Annotated in this window: 15 protein-coding genes; 7 read left to right on the top strand and 8 right to left on the bottom strand. The window is 48.1% G+C overall.

Features of this window, described 5'->3' with window-relative positions:
• Positions 1 to 29: 29 nt before the first annotated feature.
• Complete coding sequence (locus N836_RS48390) at positions 30 to 1007, bottom strand: IS110 family transposase (RefSeq protein ID WP_023070498.1); 978 nt, start codon at positions 1005 to 1007, stop codon at positions 30 to 32.
• Between the two features lie 501 nt (positions 1008 to 1508).
• On the opposite strand from N836_RS48390, the gene parA reads away from it, so the two are divergent.
• The 4 genes from parA (at position 1509) to N836_RS73100 (ending at position 4572) form a co-directional block, all read left to right on the top strand.
• On the top strand, positions 1509 to 2144 hold the full coding sequence (gene parA, locus N836_RS48395; RefSeq protein WP_023071942.1) for a ParA family partition ATPase: 636 nt from the start codon (positions 1509 to 1511) through the stop codon (positions 2142 to 2144).
• Positions 2144 to 2431 carry a hypothetical protein gene (locus N836_RS48400; protein WP_023071943.1) on the top strand — a complete coding sequence of 96 codons (288 nt, stop codon included), beginning with the start codon at positions 2144 to 2146 and terminating at the stop codon, positions 2429 to 2431. Before parA ends, N836_RS48400 begins: the two co-directional genes overlap by 1 nt.
• A 250-nt stretch (positions 2432 to 2681) precedes the next feature.
• On the top strand, positions 2682 to 3041 hold the full coding sequence (locus N836_RS48405; RefSeq protein ID WP_023071944.1) for a PadR family transcriptional regulator: 360 nt from the start codon (positions 2682 to 2684) through the stop codon (positions 3039 to 3041).
• A 13-nt stretch (positions 3042 to 3054) separates the two neighbouring features.
• Positions 3055 to 4572 carry a hypothetical protein gene (locus N836_RS73100; protein ID WP_152532101.1) on the top strand — a complete coding sequence of 506 codons (1518 nt, stop codon included), beginning with the start codon at positions 3055 to 3057 and terminating at the stop codon, positions 4570 to 4572.
• A 283-nt stretch (positions 4573 to 4855) separates the two neighbouring features.
• Here the strand turns inward: N836_RS73100 and N836_RS48415 are convergent, their stop codons facing one another.
• Complete coding sequence (locus tag N836_RS48415) at positions 4856 to 5440, bottom strand: tyrosine-type recombinase/integrase (RefSeq protein WP_023071946.1); 585 nt, start codon at positions 5438 to 5440, stop codon at positions 4856 to 4858.
• 264 nt (positions 5441 to 5704) lie between these two features.
• On the opposite strand from N836_RS48415, the gene N836_RS48420 reads away from it, so the two are divergent.
• The gene (locus N836_RS48420) at positions 5705 to 5917 is read left to right on the top strand and encodes a hypothetical protein (RefSeq protein WP_023071947.1); all 213 of its coding nucleotides are present in this window, start codon (positions 5705 to 5707) and stop codon (positions 5915 to 5917) included.
• A 204-nt stretch (positions 5918 to 6121) separates the two neighbouring features.
• Here the strand turns inward: N836_RS48420 and N836_RS48425 are convergent, their stop codons facing one another.
• The 6 genes from N836_RS48425 to N836_RS48450 all read right to left on the bottom strand — a co-directional run bounded on the left by N836_RS48425 (position 6122) and on the right by N836_RS48450 (position 9987).
• Positions 6122 to 6472, bottom strand: coding sequence for a hypothetical protein (locus tag N836_RS48425; RefSeq protein ID WP_023071948.1), 351 nt, complete (start codon positions 6470 to 6472; stop codon positions 6122 to 6124).
• 353 nt (positions 6473 to 6825) lie between these two features.
• Positions 6826 to 7368, bottom strand: coding sequence for a thermonuclease family protein (locus N836_RS48430; protein ID WP_081716825.1), 543 nt, complete (start codon positions 7366 to 7368; stop codon positions 6826 to 6828).
• Positions 7304 to 7894, bottom strand: coding sequence for a TolC family protein (locus tag N836_RS48435; protein WP_023071950.1), 591 nt, complete (start codon positions 7892 to 7894; stop codon positions 7304 to 7306). The genes N836_RS48430 and N836_RS48435 overlap by 65 nt, the downstream gene beginning before the upstream one ends.
• Positions 7854 to 8786 carry a hypothetical protein gene (locus N836_RS48440; RefSeq protein WP_023071951.1) on the bottom strand — a complete coding sequence of 311 codons (933 nt, stop codon included), beginning with the start codon at positions 8784 to 8786 and terminating at the stop codon, positions 7854 to 7856. The genes N836_RS48435 and N836_RS48440 overlap by 41 nt, the downstream gene beginning before the upstream one ends.
• Positions 8783 to 9802, bottom strand: coding sequence for a metal-dependent hydrolase (locus tag N836_RS48445; protein ID WP_031292243.1), 1020 nt, complete (start codon positions 9800 to 9802; stop codon positions 8783 to 8785). The genes N836_RS48440 and N836_RS48445 overlap by 4 nt, the downstream gene beginning before the upstream one ends.
• Positions 9799 to 9987 (bottom strand): hypothetical protein, encoded by a 189-nt coding sequence (locus N836_RS48450; protein WP_023071953.1) that lies wholly within the window; start codon positions 9985 to 9987, stop codon positions 9799 to 9801. Before N836_RS48450 ends, N836_RS48445 begins: the two co-directional genes overlap by 4 nt.
• Positions 9988 to 10305: 318 nt before the next feature.
• Between N836_RS48450 and N836_RS77480 the strand changes: the two genes are divergently transcribed.
• Complete coding sequence (locus N836_RS77480) at positions 10306 to 11358, top strand: pentapeptide repeat-containing protein (RefSeq protein ID WP_023071954.1); 1053 nt, start codon at positions 10306 to 10308, stop codon at positions 11356 to 11358.
• Positions 11359 to 11404: 46 nt separating this feature from the next.
• Positions 11405 to 12239: IS256 family transposase (locus tag N836_RS48455; protein WP_023071377.1), on the top strand; the 835-nt coding region annotated here is incomplete at its 3' end.

A 12239-nucleotide genomic window follows, 5' to 3' on the forward strand; every position in this document is an offset into this window, starting at 1 on the left:
CTCGGAGATACTGTGTGCTCTTGTGAATGTCAAGCCTGAGCAGCGAGTGCTTTGTTGGCATCAAAAGGGTGCCCCGAGTGTAATACCCCAAAGACCCATCGAATCAATTTATGCATAATTGCACCGACCACCTGCATTTTGAGCTTTCCGGCTGCCAGTAAACGGTCCCGAAACTGAGCAATCACAAGATTGTGATTAATGGACGCTAACGCTGGCATATATAAGGCTTTTCGCAATCGCGCATTACCCATTTTTGAGAGTCTAGGTTTCTTGTGGATAGAGCTACCAGAATCATGGTTTTTGGGCGTTAAACCAGCATGAGCCGCCAGTTGTCGAGCACTTTTGAAGAACCGGATATCGCCAACCTCAGCCAGAATAATCGCCGCTGTTTTGTCGCCAATTCCGGGAATCGAGGTAATCAGATCGCGTTGTTTTTTTAGATGGTCGTGACGGTCAATGTGGTGTTTAATTTCTTCCAACAGCAATTTGTACTCGCCCTTAAGAAATTCCAGATGTCGCTTGATAGCCTCCACCAGCTCCTCAGGGGTGGTTTCCAATCGATTTCGTTCTTGACTCATGATCTTCTCAAGCACATCCAAACGACGAACAAGCGCTTGCAATGCGTCCACCTCAGGAGCCGGTGGTGTCCATGCTCGCGGCTTGCGTTCGAAGCAGAACTGCGCAATAAGGCTCGCATCCACCCGGTCCGTTTTTGTCCGCACCAATAGGCTCTCGCCATAGGCTTTGATTTGTTTAGGATTAGCGATGGTGACCACATGCCCCTGCTCGTGGAGAGTGCGAGCCACCGGATGAGCATAGGTACTGGTCGCTTCCACGCAGGCGTGAACACGCTCCACTTGATGGTATGCCAGCCAGTTTACTAACGCTTGGTGCCCTGAGGCATCATTACTCACAGTCTTTCGTTTCGGCTTCTTATCAGCTCTCAGCAGTAAGGCCGCATACAGTTTATGCTTGCCAACATCGATTCCTAAGCACGGAAGAGACATGAGATAGAGGCTCCTATCGGACAATCGTCAACTCCATCCACTATCGACTCTGTCCTTGTTAATTCAGGTTGCGTTGCACCGATGGCAACACCTTTGATACTGTCGAGGCTAGTCGTTGGATGGGGCAGGTAGCTCATCAGGCGCAATCCGCTGTTCTCCGACCGAGCTTGGTTAGCTCTAGGGACCCCCCAGTTTGGATTGCATGAAATGATGGCTATTACTAGCATCCCTGATGCGCTACCCAACATACAAGGGACCCCAAGCAACCGGTTTTAGCTCTCTCCGATCACATGATTCAATATCAACGAAACCACAAGCCTTCCAAAATTTCCCTAGTGAACATAAAATGCTCCTGCCAGGATTGGAGACCTGCGATCTCATCGCCTTTCCAAAACAGCATTCTAAGAACTCGCAGATAGCCAGCTATCTAGATATTCAGATAGCTGATTAACCAGCGATGGAATGTCAGTGTAGGCTAGCTGCCAGACCACTGGTTTTGCCATGAGAATCGCCATTGTCAGCCTAAAAGGCGGAGTGAGTAAATCGACGCTGTGTGTAAATATTGGGGCGGCGCTGTCACGGTTGGGCCGTTCGGTGGTGGTGGTGGATGCGGACCCCCAGGGTTCGGTTAATGATTGGGCTGCGATTCGGGATGAGGTGTCGAGACCGCCGTTTACGGTATTGGCGGCGGCCAGGAAAACGCTGAATCGGGATATTGATGCGTTGCAGGGCAGTCATGATGATTGTTTGATTGATACGCCAGGGCGGGCGGAGGCGATTACGTTATCTGCAGTGGCAGCAGCGGATTTGGTGTTAATCCCCATCAGTCCATCGTCCTATGATCTGTGGGCTGCCGAGCAAACCTTGGAACGGATGGACCCGATCCGGGCCATCTACACTGACATCAAGATTGCCTATGTAGTGAGTAAAGCAGTGGTGGGGTCTTCGTTGGATCGGGAGTTGCGCCAGGTGATTAAGGAGATGGATGGTGACTTGCTAAAAACGGTGGTGCATCAGCGGGTGGCGTTTCAGCGCTGTGCCGATGGGGCCACTATCTACGAGCTAAAGGATGAAAAGGCCCAGCGAGAGGTGACCAATCTGACTAAGGAAATTCTGAAACTGATGGGGGTTGGCTAATGCCGCAACCGAGACCCAAACGGGATGCTGAGGCGATTGAGCAATTGATCAATGCGGCCTCTGACGATGGGGCGGATTTAGGGCCGAGGGTGCCGGTGTCGAAGGGGATGGGTAAGAACAAACGCCCGGATTATCAGAAGCTGTTGGTTTATATTCCGGTGGATTTGCACCGGGCGCTGAAGCGGGAGGCGTTTGATAGTGATGGGGATGTGGATATGAGTGATATTATCGCTGAGCTTTTGGCGGAGCGGTATCAGGTGGATTTGGAGCGGCTGATAGCAAAATAGTCAGACGGTTGGATATCTGACCATTTGGATAGTTGGCTAAGCAATGTTGGGGTATCAGTTGAGGGTAGAATTGCGTTCTCAGCCCTTTACTAAGCGACTTCCTTAAAATTTTTAGCAGCCTATTCGCCAGTCAGGAAAGGCGTTTGAGGGATTTGCCAAAAATCTTCTAGAAAAATATACATAATTATATGTTTTTACAATAGTATGTAGATATCGATATTGAATCGATGTCAGTGTAGAGGTTGGTGTTATGCCTTCCAAGAAGAAGAAAGATTCTGATGATAAGGATCAAAAACCAGTGCGCATCTCGGCAATAGATGAGGATGTTCTTACTGTGTTGATGGGGCGTGAGCTGTATGGTCTGGAGATTCTGGACCAGCTTAATCTAGGTCGCCCTAGTGAGCTGAAGTTTGGCAGCTTATATCCTGCACTGAATCGTCTTGAGAAGAAGGGGTTGGTGTCCTGGCAATGGGGTGATGAGGTAGATGAGTCAGGGGGTGCTCGACGGAAGTATTACAAGGTGACTGGCTTAGGGGTGAAATCTCTAAGAGCGGTGCAAGAGTATCGCGCATTGCTTGCTCAGAGAGCGGGTCAGGCTCCAGCTACTTGAGGAGGAACTTGAGGTGGAGAAGCGACTTAAGCGCAGGATAAGGAATCTTTGGCGCGATCGTTTATTAGTGGGAGTAAGTAGTCTTATTGTTCTTGGATTTTCAGCTCTGCAGTGGCGAACAATATTGAAGTATCGCACTGTTTATCAACCATGGGTCTTAGAGCTGTCTCAAGCAGTTAATACGCTGACAAATGAACAAAGCTCTGCAGAAGAACGAGGCCAAGCAAAATCAAAAATTCAGAGAATTGCCCAAACGCAGAATTTACAGGTCACTAGGTTGGTGTATTCGAATCTAGAGCCGTCTCAGACTCGCACCCTAACTCAGGCTTTAGGGCGAGCTTGGGTTCTGACTCAAGCTGAGGGGGTAACTCAAGTTAAGGATCTAGATCAGGATCTGAATCAGGCTTGGGTGATGACTATCTATTTGGGCTTGATTTGGGAACAAACTAACGCTCACACACTTGAGTCTTCTCTGACTCTGGCTTTGGAGCAGACTCAGACCTTTCAGCAGATTTGGACTCAGGATGTTTTTCAGGAAGAGGTTCTGGAACAAATCCTGGGTCAGCATCAGGCCCTGATTCATACACTGGAGAAAGTTCAGGCTCAAGAGAAGACTCAATCCTTGAAACGAGTTTGGGCTTTGGACAAGTCTCTAACTCTAGATTTCAGTTTGGTTCCTGAAAAAGTTCAGGAACAGCTCTTAGCTCGGTTGCAGGCCCAAATTAATGCTCTGGAGCAGATTTGGGTTCATGAAGGTACTCTGATCAAAGCTCTTAGCAACTTCCCGGCTCGGGTTCAGAATCAGGAGCAGGCTCTGAAGCAAGCTCATGTCTTGACTCAGAATCAGATGCTGGCTCGCGATCTGGTTCTGAATATGCCTCAGGAGCAGGCTCGAATTCGGCTTCAGGCGCAAGCGCAAGCGCAAGCGCAAGCACAAGCTCGAGTTCAGGATCGGACTCAAGATCTGGAGCAAGCTCGGGAGCAGGTTTGGGTTCAGTTACAGGCTTTTGAACAGACTCTGGAGCAGAGCCTGAATCTAGCTCTGCTACCGCAGCAGGTTCGGGGACAGTTGCAGACCCTGGAGCAGACTCTGGATAGAACGAATAAAAGCTTACTTGTGTCCATCATAGCTAGGGAATTAGAACAAATCCACGAATTATCACTGCTGCAAGGAAGTTCCTTAGAAACTCTTTTGAGTAGTGAGTCTAATCGCACCCGTATTTTAAGGCGGTCAAGGATTTTGTGGGGGACGTCATTACTTGTATTGCTTAGTTTGTTGGTAATGCTTGTTCAACTTCGACTCTCAATAAGTCTGTCGCGTACAGCCCATTTCATAGCCTTTCTTCCAGAAGAATGTGTTGCCGAATTAGGGTATCTACAACGCCGACTTAAAAAAACAGATATGTCACCTTGGGCTATCAGGCGACGACTGATGCACGAATTAGTTTTTCTTCTTTGGGTTTATTACGTTCAGATTCAATTGGATAACCTGTTTTTAGGCTCTAATCAAGACCATACCATTGACGACTGAGTCTCAATTCGCTTGCTATACAACGAGGGATAAACCAATGTTCTTTCGCCAGAAACAACCAATGTCAACACCGCCCACACCAGAACCTGATGGCTTAGAACTCAATCTCCGACTATCTGGTCCAACAATCGTTAAATTGTTATCCATAGCAGTAGCAATACTGTGTGGCTCTGGTGTGCTGGTACATACCACATCAAATATCACCCCTGTAGACTCAACATATCCAACAGTTCAGACAACGCCATAGTGAAACAACAACTTTGGGTTATCTAAAGTCAATTACTCACCATTGAATCTCCTTAAACCGTTCAACATTGAGTGCCGTGTAGCGCTCTGTATTTTTAATATCCCGATGGCCCATCCACTCCTGAATAAGCCGAGTATCAAACCCTTGATTGGCAAGATGATAACCACAGGCATGGCGTAACATGTGGGGATGGACCTTAAACGGCAGGTCAGCCAGTTCGCCACATCGCTTTACTAATCTAGCAATGCCATAGGACGTAATATGGGTCCCTCGCTCACTGGGAAACAGATATTGACCCGGCGCAACAACTTTGAGGCTAGCCAACACCGCTAGCTCATCAGCCTTGAGCGGATGTACACCGCTTTTACTGCCCTTTAACCGTTTGATATTAAGCAAACCATCATCCATCAGCACCGCATCCCAACGGAGCGAAGCCGCTTCACTGGCCCTCAGCCCATGGCGATACATCAATAACAATAAGGTGAGATCGCGAATAGGATGCCGCCCTCTGTTTTCAGCCGCGTCCATTAGCCGTTGCATCTCATCCGCCGTTAGATACTCACGACTGCGATACTGACTATTTTTTCCTCGCTTAAAATTAGTCACGCTGGTTTGCAGCATCACCCAAGTCCAAATTCCCAAACTGACTAAATTACAAGTATAAATCAGTCAGTTGGTAAACGAGTTTTCAAGGGTTTGGCTCAAACGCCCAAAATACGTGGCTGTTTATTGAGAATTGACCCCGGCAAATTTCAACTGTCACATGGGGCCTAACTCAATGTTTGTAAGTGTTTACACGGTTAACAGTGTCTACAGTTTCAGCGACAAATAAAGTAGCTAACGCCTTACCTAGTCACTGTTAACGCTGTTTACACCGTCTACACCATGAGCAAACCCATCGCCTCGGCCCGGATTCCCCATAGTTGGCATGACCAAATATGTGCGATCGCAACTGAAACTGGTCGCACACCCAGTGATGTGGTTAAGGAAGCCATTGGCCTATATTTGGAAAAAACAGATCCAAATGGTGTAGCATCCATGGCACGACGACTTACTACCTTAGAGAAACAGGTCAAGAAGTTAGTGCAGCTAGTGTAGGGATTTGAGGCTAATCGAATAGAATCTAACGCTAAGGCTTTAAAACATACAGGAAGATAATTTTAAGAATCATCTTTTTGATATGCTTTGACAGCTACTCCTGAACTCCTGTTGAAAAAGATTCTATGAGTACAAGAACTTCAGGATATTTAGCGTATTTTTTTACTCTAATATTACTCAAATCCCTAAATTGATTATCAAGAACTATGCTTCTTTATCGTCGCTTTCAGATTTGTTATCGTCGCTTTCAGATTTGTTATCGTCGCTTTCAGATTTGTTATCGTCGTTTTTAGATTTGTTATGGGAGTCTTTGTCGTCACTTTCAGATTTGTTATCCAAGAAGTCAAGCAATAAATCTGTTCCTGTTAATAGTGCAACAAAAGGTCCTAGCCACACAATTGCTTTGACGACTATTTGACCAATTGGGGCGGCTGCTACTTCAGGATTTATAGCTGGACACTCAAGTGGGTTACCAATACATCCAAGCAATGCAAATCCAGCGGTAAGGAATATTGCAGCACCAAACATGATTGCTTTAATAACAGTTATAATCATCCTAATTTCACTCCGAACACATTTTTCTTTGTTGACACTCGAATTGTGTGAGATATGTTACGTTGAGTTTTCCCACACGTCCTTTTTATCCCCGTGGTTATAAACTAGCCAACGCATAGGACGGCGATAAATTTGATGTGTCAATAGTCTGATTGATACAAGCTAAATAGCGTAATTTAGTTGCTTAAAGAGAAAAAGTACCCCTATGGGTGATGCCATAATACAATCCAGAAATGTAATAGTATCTGCAGCTTGGCTTCAAAGACTAAAGGCGAAAAAAGAAATTAAACAGACAATATCTCCTGGGCTCCATATCTTCATCAAAAGGTTTGGTTGTTGCAATGCTCACGAAATTATCGATTCTTTTTTCTATAATTCCATGGATATTGAGTATTAGGAATTGCCCACACTCCCGCTAATCGCTCCTTAGCAATCTCCTCAGCACGCACTAAAACATCTGGCTGTGGGCAACTGCCTGAATATTTCTTATAGTGATAGGCCATCCCATCCATCACCATCTGAGAATTAAGGTGAATTTCTGAACCATCAGGACGGATAACAAACAGGTCAGCCACTGTGCGGCCATAGCGATCTTTCTCAATCGGCACTACACCGATAGCCCCATCACCTTGAGCAACTAGCGATCGCAAATGGTCCCGTGCCTCAATCCCTCCTGGTTGCTCTATCTCAGGCGAATCCGTCCCACAAAATCTGATTTTCAGCTCCTGGTCACCACGTTCAACCCGCAGCGTATCACCATCGTAAATAGAGCCTTCCAACACCCGATACCATTCGGTGTTTTGCCCACCAGCTGCGGCATCAATGGCAGCGTTAATCTGTTTGGAGAATAGCTTCGGTGAAATCGCAACCAGCCCAATCACGATGACCGCTGGCATAAACCCTCTGCGTTGCCAAATCTTCTTCACCGATCAATATCTCCAGTTCGCGTATGTCCTGAGCTTGCCCGATACGATGCTCAGAGCACCGAGCCGCCAGGTCGTCGGTCTGCTGCCACAGACCAATCATGCTAGCCGTTGACCCCTGCCCCGTTCGGTATCTAGCCTCGGCCACTGCCACCTGTAGTTGATGACTCTCCAGCTGCGATGTCAGCAGCATGGCCTGTCGGTCCAGGTGCTCATAGTTTAGTACTAGGTCAACGATCTCACGGGCAATGCCCTCGACTACTTCCTCACGACGGCGAATCAGATTAGCGGCTTCGAGTTCGAGTGTTGCGATCTCAAGCCGATCTCGCTGCACATCGCCACCGCCCAAAACGTTCTGTATTAACCGCACTGGGTCAATCGTCAGATAGTTGGTCCACTGCCGTGCTTCTGCATAATCCTGTCGTTCAGCCGTAAGTTCCAGCTGTTGGTTGATTGTCTCAATCTCTGATGACTGCGCTATCGCCTGCTGGGTCAGCATCTCTAGACACTCCATCGAACTGTTCAGACAAGGAAGGGCCAGTGCTGGCGCGGACCATGAGAGTAATTTCAACATTAAGCAGACCGCTAGCATCCTGACCCAGCCACTTAACCCGCCGAATCCTGCCAGCGTAGGGACTGCGGATGACGGCCAAGTTTGAGATCGCATTGTCAATTTCATCCAGCTTTAAACGAGTTTGAGATATCCGATAGTCGCGGTCCCTGAGCCGCTGTTCATACTGTGCCCACTGGCTTTGATAACTCAGCTGGTCACGATTGCTAGCACTGGCATCGATGGCCACGGCCCGTGAATATTCATACTCCGCCGTTGAGCGTTTACCCAGGGCTAGCTGATAGTCCCGCACAGCGACAGTATGTTCCCGCTGCAGCTCTGCCAGGTTCGCTGACTCATGTTCCAATACCAATGGGTTAAGGTTCGGTAGCTCTGCCAGGTAGGCCATTTCCTGGTGCTTTGCCTGTATCGCCGCCTCAGCCTGGTCTATATCGGCCTTTGCTCTATCAATCGCCGCATTCTGCTCTAAATACGTTGGTGTTTCGATAGCTGGTGGGGTAGCCGGTGGCAGTGGCGGGGTGATGGTGGCTACCTCTAGCCGGTGCAGTGCCAGGTCAAGCTGTTTCGCCTGAGCCTCCAGTCGTCTACGTTCCCGCCCACGGTCGGCCAGCAGCTGGGTAGCGAAGACCCGGTCGCCTTCCTTGACCTTTAAATCCTCTGGGTCAGCAACCGAGACATTAATGGTTAGCCGCCTGGGGTCGTCGCTTGTAGTGGTTGATAATACTGGTTCTGGGGGATACGGGCCATAAATCTCACCAAAGGCAGTCACCCCTATCAACACTGCTGTGCTCAGTAGATAAGAGAGAGTGCGTCGAATCATTCCAAAATCAGGGCGGTGATGGTGCCAGTGGCCCACTGGTTATTGAGCTGTGCGATCGCCAGCTCTACCGGATGGTAGCTAAGCGTCACGGATTCCCCAGATACGGCTATGGTTTCCAGCTGCTGTCCATCGCTAACGATCTGGATCTCCTCTGGAAAATCAACAGCAATTGAACCGCTGAGATAAATGCTGTTGCCAGGATAGGAATTCATCAGACTTCCCAGTGCTGCTGCCAGGTCCTGATCATTTAACAAGAGAGTCTTTGTTGTTCGCTGTGTTAGCTTACCTGTCTTAGTTGTGAGCTTTTCAGCAATGATGCGTTCACCTGTTTTATAAACACCTTTACCATCCGTGACAATAAATTCTGAGCCTTCATTGCCGAGAATCAGATAGCTACCAGTGGCGTCTGTACGGTCATAACTCCACACACCGATAATATCGGCATACACCTCGGCAGTGGCAGCATTACGGTTGTAGGTTGCGATCGCACCATCCCGCAGACCCAAACCCTGATTCACCTGGGTTTGCACACCACCCGCACCCGCCAGCCACAGGCCGGTGACCAATATTGCTATGGCAATAGAGAGCACCCAATATTCACCGGGGCCACCCGTATAGATTCTGCGTTTAGGATTGCCAACGCTGATGGCCCACACTGGAACGGGCCAAAATAGCTGGACTCCCTGACGGGTGAAGCAATCGGCAAAGCAGGCCAGCACATGGCCCAATGGCAGCGCTAGCCATGGTTTTATTGCCCCCAGCGCAAACCCTATTCCTAGAGATATTGCTGCTAGTGTGACCGTCGCTAATAGGGAATGGGTGATGGACCGATGGGGGTAGCGATCTTCAATCCATGAGCTAATGGGAAAGCAGATTTGGCCGATTAGACTGGTGGTGGTATCCATATCGGGCAGCTGGGAGCCCAATACTGCTAACCCCAAAGGCAAAGGGGCGGCTGTACCTAGGAATAAGGAAGCGCCTGCGGTTGCGATCGCAGCGTGGGTAATCGCCATCATTGGCCTAAACCATAGCGCCAGGAAAGCCCCACCACCAAAATCATCGCACTGATAATCAACGGCAACCGCTCTAGCCAGAGCGGCGCTGGTGACGGGGCAAAATGTAGAGCCATACCCAGCGTTTTCACCGCTTCCTGAATCGCCTGGTTCATTTCCGCTTCACTGGCAAACTGACGATGCTCCAACAGAGCGTTGAGCTATCGTCCATCGCCTGTTTTTCTGCGTCACTCATCCACTCGGGATAGTCGATCTTAATCGTCGTAGGCTCCATCGTCGCAGTCGGTGTGGGACAGCCCTAAGTTGCCCAGGGATGAGGGTTAGGTTGGGATTGAGGGAGTTGCGATATTGCAATAAGTGACGGCTGATAGTAAAAATCTAGCAACTGGTAGCTAAACAATTTTTCCGTGTTGCTATGCTCCGGTTTTCATTCACACCTACATGCCTACAACACAAATAGAAGTAATGCTACAGATAGAAATATATGGCTTTGAGCAAGGATAACAATGTTTGGAAAACTGTTTGCAGAAGTACTGGTAAGGCTATTTTTCCTGGGAAAGTTTCTTGAGGAAAAGTTTCAGGATTTTATAAATAAACATCGAACACCAATTATCTTTGGCCTTATTGCAATTAGCATCCAGGTTTTAGTAGTGATGGTAATCGTAGATAACTGGGCTGATTGGACTGGATTTGGAAAGGGAGACGCAATAGAAATTGGCATCAAAAGGGATAAGAGCGGAGACATTGTTTCCATTGCAACATCAGAACCAGGAAAAACACTTTGGGACTGGCTCAGTTTACTGGGAGTGCCATTATCCATTGCGGTACTTGGTATTTACTACCAACGGAAGAAACAAAAGCGTATTGCCGATAATGAAAAAGAGGAGATTTTACAAACCTACTATGATCGCTTGTCATCTTTGATAATAGAAAAAAACCTATTAGCAATATCAACGAGAGTTTATGAGAATCCCAAAACATTAGTTACCATCGCCCCTTATAAAAATCTACAGGTCAAGCATCCCATCCCAACAGATGAAGAACGGGAGTTAGTAACGACTGCTATGGATGTCATTCGTGCTAGAACATTATCTATCCTTCGAAGACTTAAAGATGATCCAGTGAGAAAAGAAGCTGTCATCCAGTTTTTGTTAGACGTTGATATTTTGGGCAAAACCATATTTAATCTAAGCCATGCCGATCTCAGTGGGATAAATTTCGTATTCTTAGACACTGGCAAGGCTCAATTCAGCGATATCAACCTAGAATTTGCCAATCTTCGCAATGCTAATCTTCGTGGCATTAACCTGAGCGGGACTAAACTCAGTGGGGCAGACCTGAGCGGTTCTAAACTCGGTGGAGCAGACCTAAGTAATGCCAGCCTGGTCTATGCCAAACTCAGAGACACTGGGCTAATGGAAGCTAACCTTAGCTATGCAGACCTCAGAGGTGCAGACCTTAGAGATGCTTTCCTGTTCGACGCAAATCTCAGTAACGCTAACCTTAACGGAGCTAAAGTTGGAGGAAGTGGTGGTGGTCTTGAGAGGGACTGTCCATAATTTTGTGTAAGCGATCTATCATCCATGTACATTAGGAGATCGCCTCATGGCCCGTAAGAAGAAAGAACCGAATCGCGTTGATGAATTACTAGACGAACTACTGGAAGACTGCGCCACCCCTGAGGATATTTTGGGCGAGTCGGGTCTGATGAAGCAAATCAAAAAGCGCCTGGTGGAACGCGCCTTAGCGGGAGAACTCAATCATCATCTTGAATCGAGTCCAGCGGATGAGCAGCCAAGAAATAGTCGCAATGGCAGCTCGAAGAAAACGGTGCAATCGGAGGACGGTGAACTGGAACTGTCCATCCCTCGCGACCGCAACAGCAGCTTTGAACCGATACTGGTGCCCAAACATCAGCGTCGATTAGCCGGACTCGATGAAAAGATCTTGGCGCTGTATGCCCGAGGGATGAGCACTCGTGACATCAGTGCCCAGCTCAAGGAATTATATGGGGGAGCCACGATATCAGCGTCGGTGATTAGCGAGGTGATTGATACCGTTAGCGACGATGTCAAAGCCTGGCAGGCCCGTCCCCTCGACGAGCTCTACCCAATCGTTTATCTCGATGCCCTGTACGTGAATATCAAAGTGTCAGGCCGTGTAAGCAAACGAGCGGTGTACGTGGTCCTGGGCATTGACCGAGAGGGCGAGAAACAACTGCTGGGTCTATGGATAGGCGAAGCCGAAACCGAGGGTGCTAAATTCTGGTTGAAAGTGCTCACCGACCTGAAAAATCGAGGATTGAAGGATATTCTGATTGCCTGTTGCGATGGGCTTAAAGGCTTTCCCAACGCCATCGAAGCGGTGTATCCCAAAACGCAAATACAGCTCTGCATTGTTCATCTGATGCGCAACTGCATGAAGTATGTCCCTTGGAAAG

This window comes from Leptolyngbya sp. Heron Island J (assembly GCF_000482245.1).
GTDB lineage: Bacteria > Cyanobacteriota > Cyanobacteriia > Phormidesmidales > Phormidesmidaceae > Leptothoe.